General features: G+C 57.1%; 13 protein-coding genes and 3 pseudogenes. 13 read left to right on the top strand and 3 right to left on the bottom strand.

The features are described from left to right. Window positions 1-11 precede the first annotated feature (11 nt). The gene (locus HU727_RS04090; protein ID WP_186528390.1) at window positions 12-326 is read right to left on the bottom strand and encodes a hypothetical protein; all 315 of its coding nucleotides are present in this window, start codon (window positions 324-326) and stop codon (window positions 12-14) included. A 403-nt stretch (window positions 327-729) separates the two neighbouring features. Here HU727_RS04090 and cyoA point away from each other — a divergent pair, with 403 nt between their 5' ends. From cyoA to HU727_RS04045, 9 genes are all read left to right on the top strand, one after another. Next, window positions 730-1,659: a ubiquinol oxidase subunit II gene (gene cyoA, locus HU727_RS04085; RefSeq protein WP_186528389.1), complete on the top strand. Its 930-nt coding sequence runs from the start codon at window positions 730-732 to the stop codon at window positions 1,657-1,659. A gap of 2 nt (window positions 1,660-1,661) precedes the next feature. After that, window positions 1,662-3,635: a cytochrome o ubiquinol oxidase subunit I gene (cyoB, locus tag HU727_RS04080; protein ID WP_186528388.1), complete on the top strand. Its 1,974-nt coding sequence runs from the start codon at window positions 1,662-1,664 to the stop codon at window positions 3,633-3,635. A 2-nt stretch (window positions 3,636-3,637) separates the two neighbouring features. Next, window positions 3,638-4,252, top strand: a complete 615-nt coding sequence (locus tag HU727_RS04075) for a cytochrome o ubiquinol oxidase subunit III (RefSeq protein WP_186528387.1) — start codon at window positions 3,638-3,640, stop codon at window positions 4,250-4,252. Between the two features lies 1 nt (window position 4,253). Continuing rightward, window positions 4,254-4,592 carry a cytochrome o ubiquinol oxidase subunit IV gene (gene cyoD / locus HU727_RS04070; protein WP_186528386.1) on the top strand — a complete coding sequence of 113 codons (339 nt, stop codon included), beginning with the start codon at window positions 4,254-4,256 and terminating at the stop codon, window positions 4,590-4,592. After that, window positions 4,550-5,572 carry a heme o synthase gene (cyoE, locus tag HU727_RS04065; protein ID WP_186528385.1) on the top strand — a complete coding sequence of 341 codons (1,023 nt, stop codon included), beginning with the start codon at window positions 4,550-4,552 and terminating at the stop codon, window positions 5,570-5,572. Before cyoD ends, cyoE begins: the two co-directional genes overlap by 43 nt. Continuing rightward, a complete protein-coding gene (locus tag HU727_RS04060; protein WP_186528384.1) occupies window positions 5,565-5,825 on the top strand; it encodes a metallothionein in 261 nt (86 codons plus the stop codon). The genes cyoE and HU727_RS04060 overlap by 8 nt, the downstream gene beginning before the upstream one ends. Before the next feature lie 58 nt (window positions 5,826-5,883). Continuing rightward, window positions 5,884-6,126 carry a DUF2934 domain-containing protein gene (locus HU727_RS04055; protein ID WP_186528383.1) on the top strand — a complete coding sequence of 81 codons (243 nt, stop codon included), beginning with the start codon at window positions 5,884-5,886 and terminating at the stop codon, window positions 6,124-6,126. A 61-nt stretch (window positions 6,127-6,187) separates the two neighbouring features. Next, a complete protein-coding gene (locus tag HU727_RS04050) occupies window positions 6,188-7,369 on the top strand; it encodes an MFS transporter (RefSeq protein WP_186528382.1) in 1,182 nt (393 codons plus the stop codon). A 26-nt stretch (window positions 7,370-7,395) separates the two neighbouring features. Next, window positions 7,396-8,070 (top strand): polysaccharide lyase family 7 protein, encoded by a 675-nt coding sequence (locus HU727_RS04045; protein WP_186528381.1) that lies wholly within the window; start codon window positions 7,396-7,398, stop codon window positions 8,068-8,070. A gap of 303 nt (window positions 8,071-8,373) precedes the next feature. On the opposite strand, the pseudogene HU727_RS26000 reads toward HU727_RS04045, so the two are convergent. Next, window positions 8,374-8,610: pseudogene (locus HU727_RS26000) on the bottom strand (hypothetical protein). A 614-nt stretch (window positions 8,611-9,224) separates the two neighbouring features. Between HU727_RS26000 and HU727_RS04040 the strand changes: the two are divergent. After that, window positions 9,225-10,258 (top strand): annotated as a pseudogene (locus HU727_RS04040) (IS30 family transposase); the annotation flags it as partial. On the opposite strand, the pseudogene HU727_RS04035 reads toward HU727_RS04040, so the two are convergent. Beyond that, window positions 10,218-11,085: pseudogene (locus HU727_RS04035) on the bottom strand (IS3 family transposase); the annotation flags it as partial. The pseudogenes HU727_RS04040 and HU727_RS04035 sit on opposite strands and share 41 nt — an antisense overlap. Window positions 11,086-11,301: 216 nt before the next feature. Between HU727_RS04035 and HU727_RS04030 the strand changes: the two are divergent. From HU727_RS04030 to pvrR, 3 genes are all read left to right on the top strand, one after another. Then, window positions 11,302-12,270 (top strand): fimbrial protein, encoded by a 969-nt coding sequence (locus tag HU727_RS04030; RefSeq protein WP_186528380.1) that lies wholly within the window; start codon window positions 11,302-11,304, stop codon window positions 12,268-12,270. Between the two features lie 66 nt (window positions 12,271-12,336). Beyond that, window positions 12,337-15,159, top strand: a complete 2,823-nt coding sequence (locus HU727_RS04025; protein WP_186528379.1) for an ATP-binding protein — start codon at window positions 12,337-12,339, stop codon at window positions 15,157-15,159. Then, window positions 15,146-16,333, top strand: a complete 1,188-nt coding sequence (gene pvrR / locus HU727_RS04020) for a response regulator cyclic di-GMP phosphodiesterase PvrR (protein WP_186528378.1) — start codon at window positions 15,146-15,148, stop codon at window positions 16,331-16,333. Before HU727_RS04025 ends, pvrR begins: the two co-directional genes overlap by 14 nt. Window positions 16,334-16,357 lie beyond the last annotated feature (24 nt).

Below are 16,357 nucleotides of genomic sequence, written 5' to 3'. Positions count from 1 at the left end.
GTGGCGCGCGGTCACTCATCGTCGTGACCGTGCGCGTCGGCACAGGACAATCGCCCGGACTCACCGCCGGCGATTCGTTCTGCCTGATCGAGACCGCGCTTGAGCGCATCCTCAACCGTCCATTCTTCGCCGGGCAGCTTTTTGATGCGTTCGACGGCGCAGTCACCGGTTGCGGTGTAAACGCTGATAAACATCTCTATGTCGCCGTCATCGGCCTCGCGAGTCCGAACCTCGATGTGGCAGCCGTTTTCGACTTCTTCCGTGTGGCACTTCTCTTCCTTTTCCGTCGCTTTCCATTTGTTGTAGGTTTCGCCGCGTATGAACATGTCGTACTCCTGAACTGAATCCACTGACTTCAAAGACCCATCTTCTCGCTGGATGATTCCCGGTTTGCCAAGAGGCATTTCCAGCATAGCCCGTCCGTTCCTGCTCGCCGTTTCGCTAGTTCAACCGTTCGTCAGCTTGCGAAACATTTTGTCAAACCAATGCCCGAGCGCTTATTCAAAAAGTTCGTGGCCCAGGCGAGCTCAACTACAACTCGTTACTCAGCCAGTGATGATAAGCCGGTACAGAAACAGTGTTTTCTGTCGAGGGTTAACTGTTGCCCGAATAAACTGGCGGGCTAACTTCGCTTCGCTTCTAAAACAAGCGAAGCGCTATTGCCCTACTCATAAGTTGCGTCGCAGTTTCGGCGTAAAACAAGGATCGATGCAGAGAACAGGAGCATGTATGAAGCGAACAATCAGCTATTGCCTGGTCTATCTCGCTACCAGCGTTCTGCTCGCCGGTTGCAACCTGGTGGTGTTCAATCCCAAGGGCGCTGTGGCCCGTGATGAACGCGACCTGATCATCCTCGCAACCGGCCTCATGCTGTTGGTGGTCGTCCCGGTCATCGTCATGACCTTCGTGTTTGCCTACCGCTACCGCGCCACCAACAAAAAGGCTCGGTATTCACCGCGCTGGGCCAGTTCACACAAGATCGAAGCCGTGGTTTGGGGCGTGCCGTTCCTGATTATCTGTGTGCTGGGCTGGGTGACGTGGGAAACCACTCATGCACTGGACCCGTATCGACCGCTGGATTCGGACGTGCCGCCAGTCAATGTGCAAGTGGTTGCGACGGACTGGAAATGGCTGTTCATTTACCCCGATCTTGGCATTGCCTCGGTCAATGAATTGGCAATACCGGTCAACACGCCGGTGAGTTTCACTGTCACTTCGGACGCGGCCATGACTTCATTCTTTATACCCGCGCTCGGTGGGCAGATATATGCCATGGCGGGCATGCAGACCAAGTTACATCTGATCGCCAATGAAATCGGCCAATACCGCGGAATCGCCGCGAACTATAACGGCCACGGTTTCTCCGACATGCACTTCAGCACACTGTCGCTCAGTGGTGCGGATTACGAAGCCTGGGTCAATAAAGTGAAAGCGGCGCCGCGCAAACTTGACCAAGCCAGTTACACAGAGTTGGCCAAACCTTCAATCAGGCACGAGATTACTTATTACTCGGCTGTTCAGGAGCGAATGTTTCTCGACATCGTCGACAAGTATGAAGGGATGAACAAGGCACCCCGCAAGAAGGAAACTCAGGTGCAACGCAACAGCGACGATGCACGCGTCAAACAACAACCGAGTCTGCTGGCCGAGGAGCGCTAAAAATGTTCGGGAAACTCTCATGGGACGCCGTTCCATTCCACGAGCCGATTGTCATGTACACCCTGGCTATCGTCGGCCTGATGGGTTTTGCCCTTGTCGGCACCGTCACCTGGAAGCGCAAGTGGGGCTACCTCTGGCGCGAGTGGTTCACCTCGGTCGACCACAAGAAAATCGGCTGCATGTACATCATCGTTGCCCTGGTCATGCTGCTGCGCGGCTTCTCCGATGCGATCATGATGCGCACCCAGCAGGCCATGGCGTCCAGTGGTGGACCGGGTTATCTGCCGCCGGAACACTACGACCAGATCTTCACTGCCCACGGTGTGATCATGATTTTCTTCATGGCCATGCCGTTCGTGGTCGGCCTGATGAACATCGTCGTGCCGTTGCAAATCGGCGCTCGCGACGTGGCGTATCCGTTCCTCAACGCCCTGAGTTTCTGGCTGTTCGTGGTCGGCGCGGCGCTGGTGAATATTTCGCTCGGCGTGGGTGAATTCGCGCGCACCGGTTGGGTCGCCTACCCGCCCCTTTCCGAGCTCGGCTACAGCCCCGGGGTGGGCGTCGATTACTACATCTGGTCATTACAGATATCCGGCATCGGCACGTTATTAACCGGGGTCAACTTCTTCGTGACGATTCTGAAGATGCGCACCGAAGGCATGACCCTGTTCAAGATGCCCGTGTTCACCTGGAACGCGTTGTGCACCTCGGTCCTGATCCTCGCCTCGTTCCCGATCCTCACCGCCACCCTGTTGATGCTCACCCTCGATCGTTATCTGGGCATGCATTTTTTCACCAACGAGGCCGGCGGCAACCCGATGATGTACGTCAACCTCATCTGGGCCTGGGGTCACCCGGAGGTGTACATCCTGATCCTGCCGGCGTTTGGGGTCTTTTCCGAAATCGCCGCGACCTTCAGCAGCAAGCGTCTGTTCGGCTACGTCTCACTGGTATGGGCGACGATTGCAATCACGATCCTGTCGTTCATCGTTTGGTTGCACCACTTCTTCACCATGGGCGCGGGGGCCAACGTCAATGCGTTCTTCGGCATCATGACGATGATTATTGCGGTGCCGACCGGGGTGAAAATCTTCACCTGGCTGTTCACCATGTATCGCGGCCGGGTGCGCTTCGAAACGCCAATGCTGTGGACGCTGGGCTTTATCGTCACGTTCAGTATTGGCGGGATGACCGGGGTGCTGCTTGCGGTGCCGGGGGCGGACTTCCTGCTGCACAACAGCCTGTTCCTGATTGCGCACTTCCATAACGTGATCATCGGCGGTGCCGTGTTCGGCTACATGGCCGGACTGACCTACTGGTTCCCGAAAGCCTTCGGCTTCCGCCTCAACGACCGGCTCGGGCGCATCGCCTTCTGGTGCTGGCTCATCGGTTTCTACTTCGCGTTCATGCCGTCTTACGTGCTTGGCTTCATGGGCATGACCCGACGCCTCAACCATTTCGACAACCCGGCCTGGCAACCGTGGCTGCTGCTGGAACTGGTCGGCGTCGGCATCATTCTGTGCGGCGTGTCCGCACAGGCGCTGCAGCTGTACGTGAGCATCCGCAATCGCGCGAAATACCGCGACCTGACCGGCGACCCGTGGGATGGCCGGACACTGGAGTGGGCCACGTCCTCGCCACCACCGTTCTACAACTTCGCCGAGCAACCGAAGGTCGACGACCTCGATGCCTATTGGGGCATGAAGGAGCGCGGCGTCAGTACGCTCAGTCACACCGACTACCGGGCCATCCATATGCCGCGCAACACCTCCGCTGGCCTGGTCATCAGCGTCTTTGCGCTGATCTGCAGCTTCGCCCTGGTGTGGCACATCTGGTGGCTGGCGATCTTCGGGTTGGTCGCCTCGGTCGTGGCGATGGTCGTGCGCAGCTACGACGAAGACATCGATTATTTCGTCCCGGCGCACGAAGTCGCGCGGATTGAAAAAGCGCGTCTCAAAGATTTGGCGGAGGCCTGAACATGTCCAATATCGTCCTGGAAAAAGACATCGCGCACAGCCATGAACATGGCCATGAAGACGCGGGATCGATGCGCATCTTCGGTTTCTGGATTTACCTGATGACCGACTGCATCCTGTTCGCGACGCTGTTCGCAGGGTATGCAGTATTGCGCGACAGCGTCGCTGGCGGCCCATCGACCATCGACATTTTCGAGCTGCCTTACGTTCTCGCCGAAACCGCGTTGCTGCTGTTGAGCAGCATCACCTACGGCTACGCAATGCTGGCGATGAATCGCAATGACAAATCTCATGTGCTGCGTTGGCTGGGCGTAACGTTCGTATTGGGTTGCGGCTTCATCGCCATGGAGATCAATGAATTCCATCACCTGATCCAGGAAGGCTACGGGCCGGATCGGAGCGCTTTCCTCACGGCGTTCTTCACCCTTGTCGGCACCCACGGCGCGCACGTGCTCAGTGGTCTGGTGTGGATGGCGGTACTGATGGCGCAGATTCACAGCCGTGGTCTGACCAATACCAACACCACGCGTCTGAGCTGCCTGAGCCTGTTCTGGCACTTCCTCGACGTGGTGTGGATCTGCGTATTTACCGTGGTTTATCTGCTAGGGGTGGTGTGACATGTATAACCAGAGTCCGATTCATAGCAGTGCCGGCACCAGCCATGGCAGCAGCCGTTCGTACATGGTCGGCTTCATCATTTCGGTGATCCTGACGGTGATCCCGTTTGGCCTGGTCATGTACCCGACGTTGCCGCGAAGCGTCACCGCGTGGGTGGTGGTCGCGCTGGGTGTGGTGCAGATTTTCGTGCACCTCAAATACTTCCTGCACCTGGACACCGCCAAGGAGCAACGCTGGAACCTGATCGCGCTGATCTTTTCCGCCGTCATCATTCTTCTGCTGGTTGGGCTTTCGCTATGGATCATGAACAGCATTCACCACAACATGCTGGCGCACTGAAGCAATGGCGGCTGTCGCTGAATGTCGGGCTGGAACTGACCAAACCCGGGATCATCGTCGGCAACCTGGCTTCGGTGTTCGGCGGTTACTTGCTCGCTGCAAGTGGCCGTCCGGTTTCCATGGCGCATCTGTTGGCCGCCCTCCTCGGCACAGCACTGGTCATCGCCTGCGGTTGCGTGATCAATAACTGCGTCGACCGTGATATCGACCGGCGCATGGTACGCACGTGTCATCGGGCATTGGCTGTTCGCGCGGTGTCGTTGCCCGGCGCGTTTTGTTACGCGGCGGTTCTGGGGCTGATCGGCTTCGGGTTGTTGTGGGCGGGCACCACGCCGCTCGCCTGCGCGATGGCGGCTGTCGGTTTGATCGTTTACGCAGGCGTCTACACCTGCCTGATGAAGCGCCGTTCGCACTGGGGCACGCTGGTCGGCAGCCTGTCCGGCGCCATGCCGCCCGTGGTCGGTTACTGCGCCGTGACCGCCAGTTTCGATGCCACAGCGCTGATGCTGATCATCGTGTTCTGCTGTTGGCAGATGCCCCATTCTCATGCGATCACCGTCATGCGCCATGAAGACTTTCGCGCCGCCGGGCTGCCAACGCTGACGCTCGGCAAAGCCAGACGCGAGATCAAAATCTACATGGCCGCGTTCCTGGTCAGCGCCGTGATATTGGGCGGGGTTGCGGACATCAATGTTTCGTACCCACTGGTGATCTTCTGCCTGGGCGGGTATTGGTTTTACCTCGCGTCTCGACCGGTGCCAACCGGCACGGCAAGGGCCTGGGCGCGGCGTATTTTCAGCGTATCGATCGTTTTGATCCTCGCCCTCAATCTCTCCCTGGCACTGAACGCGGTGTTGCCATCGCCTGCTGCGCTCTACCGCTCATCGGGCGTGCTGGAAAATCATCAAACGCTGGCGCGTGGCGGGTTATCAGAATCGGTATCTACCGCACCAAACAATCTGGAGGAAATACATGGCTAACGATTCTTCAACACCCGATTGCGCCTGCCCCAACTGCACCTGCGCTTGCAGCTCTGACGAAACATTCAAGCGTGATGGCAAACACTATTGCAGCCAGGCCTGCGCAGATCTCCACCCGCAGGGCCTTCCCTGCCCGTCCCCTGCTTGTCATTGCGAGCAAAACCTTGGGGCTGATGAACGCAATGTAAGTGATTCGAAGCTGGATGAGGCGGTAGAGGAAACCTTTCCCGCGAGCGATCCCATCTCGCCGTGAGCGCGCAATTGTGCCTGTCTTCAAGGCATTGATTTTCCATCTGCAGGAGAGAACGAAAATGGACGAGGAAACCATCAGAAAAATTGCTTATCGCCTCTGGGAAGAACAAGGCCGGCCGCACGGAAATGACTTCGAACACTGGCTGCAGGCCCGAGCCGAGCTGGATGCGTTCGACTCCGATGGCTTGCCCGGTTCGGTCGCCAGCAGCGTGGCGCCGCCGGCTCCACGGAAAAAGGCCAAGACTGCGACTGCTGCCCCCGCCACCAGAACGCGCAAGAAAACCACGTCTGCCGCCAAATGACTTTGTCAGGTTGCGCGTTGGCGCGTATTGAAATCGGTTTAAGTTGCCGGACGCCGGGCTCGTGAGGCGTGGCATCAATCTTGTGGCGGCCGCGTTCGCCCTGACGGCGTTGTCGTATGGCCTGGCGCGGTTCGCCTATGGTTTGCTTCTGCCGCAGATTCGCGAGGATCTGGCACTCAGTGTGTCTGATGCCGGTTGGATCGGCGGCAGTGCATTCGCGGCTTATTGCGTTGGCATCGTCGCAACGTTTGTTGGTAGCGGCAAAGTCAGTCCGCGCGGTTTGACGGTCATGGCCGGCGCAGCCGCGTCGCTGGGGATGGGGCTGATCGTGTTCGCTGCGTCGGGGTTGGCGTTGGGCTGCGGCGTGGCGCTGGCGGGCTTGAGCACGGGTTTGACCTCGCCGCCACTGGCCAGCGCAGTGGCGGCGCGGCTCAGTGAGTGTGATCGGCCGCGTGCCAACGGCTTTATCAACGCCGGAACAGCGGCGGGCATCGTATTTTCAGGTTTGGCGGCGATTCTGGCTGCCGGGCAATGGCGACAGCTTTATGCGTTGTTCGCACTAATCGGCGCAGGCGTCACGGTCTGGCTCTGGTTTGCGGTACCGCGGCGTGTTGAGCATGACGTCGAGCAGGATTTTTCGCTGGCAACGCTGCGCCGGCCCGGTGTGCCGTCTCTCTGCGCCAGCGCCTTCCTGATGGGGATGGCGAGTACGGCGATCTGGACGTTCGGCGCCGACATCCTGCGCAGCGAAGCCGGTTTTACCGATCAGTCGATTGCGTGGACGTGGATATTATTAGGCGCGGCCGGTATCAGCGGATGCGTAACCGGTGTGCTGACCGGCCGATTCGGCGTCGCGCGTATTCAGCATCTGGCGCTCGCAGGGATCGCGCTCGGGACGCTGGGACTTGCCGGCGCCAGTCTATCTCCCCTGTATGCCCTCGCGGCAATGTGCCTGTTCGGCGCAGCCTATATCGTTTCGTCGGGCGTTTATCTGCTTCAGGGAATCAACCTTTTCCCCGATCGCCCGGACTTGGGCCTCGGCATTCCGTTTCTGCTCCTGGCGATTGGCCAAACGGTGGGCACACCGGTGTTTGGCGCTGTGCTGGAGACGGCAGGTGTCATCGTTGCCCTGTCTGTTTTTGCGGCGGCGGCTTGCGTCGCCATGGTGTTGAGCCCGAGCGGTTCTGGACGCCCACGCAAGCAAACGTGCGGATCAGGTACAGCCCAACGCCTGCGCAGCTAATGATTTTTATCGTCAGGAGTACAGCCATGACCGTAAACATCAGCAATCTCACGATCACCACACCGGTGCCAAAATCGGCAACCAACCCGGTTGCACTTGAGCTCAACGGCGCGCAGGCCATTGCGCAGCTCCCCGGGATCGTCACTGTCCTTGCGGATGGATCGCTTCAGCTTTCTGCCCCCACGAAAGGCGCCTCCAGCAAGAGCACTCACCGAACACGGTGCGAATGGAAGGAAACCTTCTACTGGTCGCTCGCCAGTGCTGCTGAACACATCAATTCTCAGGAGATGACTGTCACGAAGGTCAACTCTGCACAAAAAATCGTTATCTCGCAGATGCACGTGAAAAACGACGACAGCCCTGCCATCAAGGTGTTCTGGCAAAAAGGCAATATCACCATGGGCTTCCGCCAGAGCTTCAATCAGACAACACCCGTCAACACGACTGTGCTCAGGGGCGTGCCGCTGGGGGCGAAGTTCAAGGTAACTATTCGTGCGACCTCTGCTGGCGCGGCCAGCGTCAGCGTTGACTACAACGGGCTCATCGGTACATCGGGTGACCTGCAGCTCGACTCATCGTGGAATTCACAGGTGTTCAATTTCCATGGTGGTGTCTACAACCAGATCGACTACACCGACGCTACACCGGCTGAGGATGGCTCGGTTTGTATTATCAGTGATCTGGTTATTTCCCATAGCTGAAAACGAACAAGGGCCTGCGCAGCTTTCGCTGGCAGGCCCTTGTTGAAAGATGGTGCCCGAAGCCGGAATCGAACCGGCACGCCCTTACGAGCGGGGGATTTTAAGTCCATATATTTCTCTTTATAAATCATGATCATAGGGTCATTATTTTTCCGCGCCCCACAAATTCTCTGTTCGTTCTAGCGTAGTGAAATCACGACCTAAAAAGGAATTGCGGAAAAAATTCGGGCTGTCGGAGGCCCACATTTCAAACCAAGGCAGACGCACGTCGGTCTTTAGAAATGGTCTTGATGCTGTCACCACTTACAGCTCTACACTGAATGCTGTAATAACAACGCTGTCGGAATAACACCCCACCGCGGTCAGGCTGGCCCATGTGCGCAGCGGTTCACGTCGCGAGCGCACCGGTACCCACCGTGCACCGCCGCCTAGGCGGACCGACAGCGGACAATCGTAGATCCTGGCCAACTATGCCTCCCGCACCGCGTATTGCTCGACCAATGCGCCCACCACGTCTTCCTGGATAGCCCCGCCGATAATGTGGTTGCGTCAGCCGCGCTTGCGTCACGTCATCAAACGCCGCGTACAGTCCTTCAATCGTATCGGCACGCCGCACACCAAAGGTTTCCACGCCTAGGGTGAACCCTTCAGCGCGATCCACCGCTCGTAAGGAGTTGGGGATCGTGGAGCTGTTGCGGATCGCCTGCAGCAGTTTTTCGGCCTGGGGTGTTTCGCTCTGGGCAGGTTCAGCGCCGCCAATCCGTCTTTTATGCTTACTCCCATTTCCAGCCCTCGAGGTTCGCTGGCTGTTCGACGGGCAGCTCGTACTCCTCGACATATCAGCAGCCAACAGCCGGCTCGTTGCTGCCGTCGATGATTGGCCTTGCAGCAGTAACCCGCCGGGCAGGACCACTTGTATTGCATCGGCTTCCTTAGCGCCTTGCAGGTAATGGTCAAAATGAATGCGAAAATGCTTCCAGTCGACGTTTAGCATCCGGATATTCAGTTCCAGCGTGGCTAGTTTTTTAGGTGGCTACCCCTGATACAAGGCCAATACGGCGACGGTCGGCAATCCTTCGAAGGCATAGGACATGCGCAGTGTTCCTCATCTTGTGAATTTAGTCTGAGCTATGACCAGACCGATAGAACACGGTACCCGTTGCGGTCGGCTTGAATATCGAGGGTCAGTAGCGCAATGGAAGGCAGAACTGGTGGCCAAGAGGCCGAAACCAGCGAAATTGGTCACTAACCCGTGACTGCACCAGTACGTACGCGACCGCCTGGAAGGCAAGGTTCAAGACGCCGATGGTCGGGAGATTTCTGGGCCTCGGCAAGCGCCCTTCAAAGGCCGAAATAAACCGCATCGCAGTGACCGTAAATGGGTCAATGGCCGGTCGCCTGAACAAATTGCCAACCGGCTCCAGATCGATTTTCCGGATGATGAATCCATGCGCATCTCTCATGAAGCCATATATCAGGCGCTCTCCATTCAGGGTCGAGGAGCGCTCAAGCGCGAACTGGTGAGCTGCCTGCGCTCAGGACGAGCAGTGCGCGTGCCGAGAGCCAGAGCGCAAGCCAAAGTGTGGGCACATGTCAGCGAGGACGTCATGATCTCCAGTCGCCCTGCTGAGGTAGAAGATCGAGCTGTACCCGGGCATTGAGAGGGCGACCTGATCATCGGTCTGAACCGGTCTGCGGTTGGAACTCTGGTCAAGCGCTCAACTCGATTTACCATGCTCGTCCATCTGCATGCGAGAAAGGTTATGGGCTAATTCCCCGCACGAAGAACGGCCCGGCGCTGGCTGGCTATGGGGCTGTTAGTATGGCCAATGCATGGAAAAAAGACGGTGACTGATCTTCCCATCGAGCTGTGGCGATCTTTGACCTGGGATCGTGGAAAGGGGCTGTCGGATCAAGCTCGATTTACCATCGAGTCCGGAGTAAAGGTTTTCTTTGCTGATCCACATAGTCCATGGCAACGCGGCACAAACGAAAATACGAACAGCCTTCTACGGCAATACTTTCCGAAAGGCACTGACCTCTCTCATTGGAGTGCCCGAGAAATACAGGCGGTAGCTCACGTACTTAACACTAGACCTCGAAAAAACTCGGCTGGAAAACACCCGCCGAAGCACTGAATGAGTATCTAAAGTCTGTACAACAATCCAGTGTTGCAACGACCGGTTGAATCCGCCTTGCGATCCTTCGTCTGACTGCAATAGCAGACCGAAGGCCTGCCACGCTGCTCGTAAGCCATATCCAGCGCTTTGATCACCAACTCAGCGTCTGGCTTTTCCAACAGCGCCCAGCCCACGATCCGACGCGTACAAAGATCCAAGACGACAGCCAGGTAATGCCACTTTCCTTGCGCCCAAATGTAGGTGATATCGCCGCACCAGACTTGATTGGGCGCTGACACGTCGAACTCGCGGTTCAATGTGTTCGGAATATCCAGTCTTTCTACTGTTGCTCGTTTGTAGGCATGAGAGCCGGGTTGTTTGCTGATTAAATTAAGGTCGCGCATCAAGCTACGCACTTTGAATCGACCGGGTTGCTCACAGTCTTCACGCATCAGCGACAGGATGCTGCGACTGCCCGCAGAGCTGCGACTTTGCGAGAACGGCTCACTGACGCGACTACGCAATTGAAGCCGTTCAACATCGGGCATGCGGCGCCGCAGGCGCTGGGCGTAGTAGCACAAGCGAGTGACGTCAAACACCTTGCACAGCCAATCAATCGGCTCATGTGCGCTCAACTGGTCAATCAGCGCGAACGCTCGTGATCTTCCGACATCAAGAGCGCGGTAGCCTTTTTTAGTATTGATTTCTCTCGCTCAAGCCGAGCAATCCGGGCCTCCAGCTCCTGAATTTTTTGCAGCTCCGGAGTCAGTGCCTTGCTCTGCGGGGTGACGCCTTTATGTTCTTTCTGAATCTGGTCAACCCAGCGGCGCAATGCCGACTCACCAATGCCGAGTGAACGGCTGTCTTCGATGTAGCTGTAGTTTTGTTTGAGCACAAGGTCGGCAGCCTCGCGCTTGAATTCAGGAGTAAAGGAGCGGCGTTGTTAGGTCATCTGACACCTCGATCTGGCGAGTATTCTCGCCTAAATGGATATCGGTTTCATTAGACCTACAATCATGTCGAGCCAGCCGAAGGGAAATAGGATTCGTCTTATTCAAAAATCGAGTTCCAGTCGCGCAGACTTTAAGCATGAATCGGCTGGATACATTCCATGAACAAACTAATCCCTTTGACCGCATTAGCGCTGCTCAGCCATCTTACCGACGCAACGGCCAGCTGCTGGATTGATGATACAGGACAAGCGGGCGATGGAAAGGCGCGCATTATTAACTTCAGCGCGCCTGCCACCGTCAACGTGCCTGTTGACGCAACTTCATTGACAGTCGTAGACACACAAACACCAGGATTAAACAAGAATATACGACCAGTCTGCTCACCTGAGGAAAGTTCAGGATTTGTGTTAGATCCTTCTTTGGGACCACAACCGGCTGGAGGCTCAGTGTTTCCAATCAAAGGTAGTGGTCTGAACATGAGGGTGAGAATAGAAGGACTCAGCGCGTTTTATACTCTCAACGACGCGAAGGCCGTATTTAACATCAAGAAAGGCTGGAGCAAACTTGACGGCCCTTATAGGTTGTTTCTGATCAAAAACAGCACAATTGAACCCGGAGCTGTAATCCCCGCCGGGCCGCTCGGCACATGGCAGACACAAAGTGGTTTCGTGATTGCACGATTCAATCTGTTAAACCCCATCACGGTGATCCCGGCGTCTTGCAGTGTCGGTGATGTAAATGTGCCGATGGGAGATAATTATCAGCTACATCAATTGGCTAACCTGGGGGATAGTGCACCACCGGTTTCATTCAAAATCCCCGTTTATGGCTGTGACAAAAGCATCAACGAAGTCAGTATTAAATTCGACGCGGTCACCAATATCATTGATGAGAACAGCGGCACAGTTGCTCTAGACGACCAATCCACTGCGAAAGGTATTGGACTGAAACTGATGAGTGGAATTGCCGGTGCAATTACAATGAATAAAATTTATAAAATCGGCAGTTTTATCGCTGGTGCCGAAACGGCAGAAGTTAGTCTCACTGCGGCATATGTGCGAACTCCCGGCGAGCTTAGAGCCGGCTCTGCCAATACGAGCATGCGTTTCACCATGACCTATGAGTAACCGGCATCGCACCTTTTAAGAATTGTCTGATTCTGCCTCGGCGCCCCCCCCCGCTAGGGTGGCCGGATGAAACTGAAGAACTACCTTCACCAGATCAATCCCCTCCTCTCCACGCCAAACGCCGCACGCCGCTTGTTGCGTATTTTCGGCGTGGTGCTGCTCGTCGGCATCCTCAGCGGGGTTTACAGTTTCCTGCTGCTGACGTTCAACGCCGAGGTGTCGCGCAGGCGCAGCCACATGAGCAGCGCTATCGCTGAAGCGCACACGTTTTTCACCACCCGCGAAGCGCTGCTCGAAAGTCTGAGCCTGTCGGCGATCCGCAAACCTGAAGGGCTGAAACCGCAAGTTTCGTCAGAAGAAATCCATTTGTTGCTGGGCACCACGCGTGGCAAGCAATGGAGCATCTGGCTGACCGAGCGCATTCGGCAATACCTCACCAGCAAGCAGGTCAACTTGCTGTACGTCAGCAGCGGCAATGATCTCCAGGTGAAAAGGCTGTATACCGCCACACCCGTGGTTGGCGATTTCCCGCAGGCGATGCTCAATCGCTTGCAGGCGTTGAAAAGTGACAATTCCAACGCGATGGACGAGTTGTGGCTGACCAATCAATCGTCCAGCCATTCACAGCTGTACATCTTCATTCGGCTGGATGCGCGCGATCTCGATTCCGGCTGGCTGGGACTCGAGATGGACGGCCGCGAGGTCTCCGATGCGCTGGATGATCAAAGCGCCGGGCAATTCATGATGTTCAACCCTGACGGCATGCTGGTATTCAGCAACAGCCGGCCTGCGCAGATCTGCAAAAACCTGATGCAGATGCAGGGACGGAACTTCTTTGGTTTTGTCGGCAAAAACTGGCTGCCGGATAATCTGGTGATGCGCAAACAACTGAAGTCATCCGACTGGCAGTTGGTTTACTCCATCGATCTGCGCGATGTACTTATTGCCCTATGGCCACGGCTGGGTGGCGCCCTGTTGTTCTGCCTGTTCAGTATCAGCCTGGTCTGGATCGTGATTCGCCGCCTCGAGTACCGCTTTATCACACCGACCATCAGTCGCATCCAGGCGCTGGTCGAAAGCGAGCTGTTCAGCAGCGACGTGATCCAGACCGCACCGGTTGCGCTGTGTGTGCTGCGCCGCGCCAACGGCCAGGTCGTCCTGCAAAACACCTTGTCGGAGCAATGGCTGGGCCAGAGTGGCGAGCGTGAGCGCCTCAGTCCGCGCTGGATCCATCAGGCGTTCGACGAGATGAACCCGCAAGTCACCGACTATTTCGAAGCCGCCGACGGCCGTCACTTGTACCTGAGTTGCGCCCCGACCCGTTACAAGGGCGAAGACGTCTTGCTGTGCGCCTTCAGTGACATCAGCACGCGCACTCAGATTGAGGATGCGCTGGATCAGGCGCGGCAAATGGCCGATGCCGCCAACGAAGCAAAAACCCTGTTCCTGGCGACCATGAGCCACGAAATCCGCACTCCGTTATACGGCGTACTCGGCACCCTGGAGCTGCTCGCGCGAACCGAACTGGATGCGCAACAAACTGACTACTTACGCACCATCGAAGGGTCGTCTGCGACGCTGCTGCAATTAATCTGTGATGTCCTCGATGTGTCGAAGATCGAAGCCGGACAACTGGCACTCGAACTCACGGAGTTCAGTGTGCTTGAGCTGGTACACACGGTGCTCCAGGGCTACGCCGCCGCCGCTCATGGCAAGGGCCTAGATTTGTACGCCGTGATTGATCCAAAATTGCCGGAGCGGGTGATCGGCGACGTGTCGCGCATCCGCCAGATTCTCTACAACTTGCTGAGCAACGCCGTGAAATTCACCGACGCCGGGCGCATTGTCCTGCGCGTGAGCCTGATTGGCCGCGACGGCGAGCGCGCCAACCTGTTCTGGCAAGTCTCGGACACCGGCAAAGGCATTACTCAAGATGACCAGACGCGCATATTCGAACCCTTCTATCAGACGCGCGGGCATACCAATGTAATCGCCGGCACCGGCCTCGGCCTGCCCATCTGCCAGCGCCTGACGCACTTGATGAACGGCAGTATTCGCGTGGTCAGCGAACCCGGACTGGGCAGCAGTTTTTCGCTGAATCTGTCTCTGGAACAGCCTTCAAGCCCCGCATTGCCCGGCAGTTTCACGCCGTTGTTGCCAAAAGTGGTGTTTGTGGTTTCACCCATTCGAGAACTGGCCGAAGCCATGAGTGGCTGGTTGCGTCGATGGGGTGCCCGCCCGCAGCTCGATCGCCCTTCACGCGGTGCTGCCACGCCCGACAGCGTGCTGCTTGAGTTGCATCCCGGTTGCTTGGAGGAACGCCTCGATCCGCATTGGACCGGGCCAGTGGTGATGGCCACTGGCGATGGTTACAACGAACCTCAAGCAGGCTCCGGCGGCTGGATCGTCAACATCAACTATCTGGAAGCCATTCATCAGGCGGTCAGTCGGGCCCAAGGGCTGTCGGTAATCCAACCGGAAAACGATAACCCGCAACGGCAACTGAAAAAGTTGCATCTGCACATCCTTGTGGCTGAAGACAACGTCATCAACCAGTTGATCCTGCATGACCAGCTGCAGGAGCTAGGCTGTACGGCTGAACTGGCGAGCAATGGCGAGGAAGCACTGGCCATGTGGCGCAGAGGCCGTTTCGACGTGATTCTGAGCGACGTCAACATGCCCCGCAAAAATGGCTACGAACTGGCGCGAGATCTGCGCCGTCTGGGGTGCAAGGTGCCGATCATCGGCGCAACCGCCAACGCCATGCGCGGCGAAGAAGCGCTGTGCCTAGCTGCCGGCATGAACCATTGCCTGGTTAAACCCTTCACGCTGCAGGCCTTGCATAACCAACTGGCGCCTTACGAAAGAACGACTAATGAAACCACTTAGTATCCTGATCGTTGAAGACCACTCGTTCCAGCAACTGTATCTACAGAATCTGTTCAGTGAGCTGGGCGACTTTGAGCTGGAGTTCGCTCAAGAAGGCGGCGCAGCGCTGGACTGCCTGAAAAGGCGCGACTTCGATTTGGTGCTGACTGATTTGCTGATGCCGGGAATGGACGGCGTTCAGTTCATTCAGGGCCTGGCGGCGTCGGGTTCACGGCCCGCGCTGGCGATCATGAGCGTTGCCTCACGACGCATGCTGACCAGCGCCAGCCTCGCCGCGCGCAATCTTGGGGTCACTGTCATCGGTCTGATTTCCAAACCGGTCAAGAGCGGCGCCTTGCGCAATCTGACGGATCAGTTGGGCAGTCGGCGTCAAGCCACCCTGCCCCTGCCCGGCCCGCAAATTGATCATCTGGCGATACTCGCAGCGCTGGACAACGGTGAACTGCAAGCCTGGTTTCAGCCGAAAAAATCCTTGACCGACGGACGTATCGCCGCCGCCGAGGCGCTGGTGCGCTGGATTCATCCCGAGCATGGCGTGCTGTTGCCCGGCATGTTTCTGCCGGCCGTCAAGGCGTTTGGCCTGGAGGAGAGCCTGCTCTGGCATATTCTAGAGCAAGCAATGAAGGCACAAAAACTCTGGAACGCTCAGGGGTACGCCATTCCCGTGTCGATCAACCTGCCCACCCACTTGCTTAACAGCCCGGATCTGGCCGACCGGATTCTGCAATTTGTCCTCAAGCACCATGGCGTGCCGGCGATGATCTGTTTTGAGCTGATGGAGTGCTCGATGCCCGAAGACATCAGCAACTTCTACGCCGGTGCGTGCCGGTTGCGCATGAAGGGCTTCGGGCTATCGCAGGATGACTTTGGTCAGGGCTACAGTTCGTACATGAATCTGGTCTCGACACCGTTCACAGAGTTGAAGATTGATCGCGCGCTAGTACACGGCTGCAGCGAAAACGAAGAGCTGGCCCAAGCCTTGACCAGCATCGTCGCACTCGGCCGTCAGTTGGGCCTCACGGTGGTGGCCGAAGGCGTGGAAACCGCACAGGAACTGGCACTATTGCGTAGAATCAACTGCACCCAAGTTCAGGGGTTCCTCATTTCTCATGCAGTGTCGTCATCCGAGTTTCAGCACCTGCTGACCCAGGACGGCCCTGCTGTCGCGGATTGATTCGTGGCGCACAGATTGTCTTTG

It is taken from the genome of Pseudomonas khorasanensis (genome assembly GCF_014268505.2).
Classification (GTDB): Bacteria; Pseudomonadota; Gammaproteobacteria; order Pseudomonadales; family Pseudomonadaceae; genus Aquipseudomonas; species Aquipseudomonas khorasanensis.
The sequence above is the reverse complement of the archived record's forward strand: the minus strand, read 5'-3'. Positions and strand labels throughout refer to the sequence as shown.

Bases quoted from the DNA above. Each gene is read 5' to 3' on its own strand.
- HU727_RS04075 (WP_186528387.1), top strand. From the start codon at position 3,638: ATGTCCAATATCGTCCTGGAAAAAGACATCGCGCACAGCCATGAACAT.
- cyoB (WP_186528388.1), top strand. From the start codon at position 1,662: ATGTTCGGGAAACTCTCATGGGACGCCGTTCCATTCCACGAGCCGATT.
- HU727_RS04055 (WP_186528383.1), top strand. From the start codon at position 5,884: ATGGACGAGGAAACCATCAGAAAAATTGCTTATCGCCTCTGGGAAGAA.
- cyoD (WP_186528386.1), top strand. From the start codon at position 4,254: ATGTATAACCAGAGTCCGATTCATAGCAGTGCCGGCACCAGCCATGGC.
- HU727_RS04045 (WP_186528381.1), top strand. From the start codon at position 7,396: ATGACCGTAAACATCAGCAATCTCACGATCACCACACCGGTGCCAAAA.
- HU727_RS04060 (WP_186528384.1), top strand. From the start codon at position 5,565: ATGGCTAACGATTCTTCAACACCCGATTGCGCCTGCCCCAACTGCACC.
- HU727_RS04030 (WP_186528380.1), top strand. From the start codon at position 11,302: ATGAACAAACTAATCCCTTTGACCGCATTAGCGCTGCTCAGCCATCTT.
- HU727_RS04025 (WP_186528379.1), top strand. From the start codon at position 12,337: ATGAAACTGAAGAACTACCTTCACCAGATCAATCCCCTCCTCTCCACG.
- cyoE (WP_186528385.1), top strand. From the start codon at position 4,550: ATGGATCATGAACAGCATTCACCACAACATGCTGGCGCACTGAAGCAA.
- HU727_RS04090 (WP_186528390.1), bottom strand. From the start codon at position 326: ATGTTCATACGCGGCGAAACCTACAACAAATGGAAAGCGACGGAAAAG.
- pvrR (WP_186528378.1), top strand. From the start codon at position 15,146: ATGAAACCACTTAGTATCCTGATCGTTGAAGACCACTCGTTCCAGCAA.
- cyoA (WP_186528389.1), top strand. From the start codon at position 730: ATGAAGCGAACAATCAGCTATTGCCTGGTCTATCTCGCTACCAGCGTT.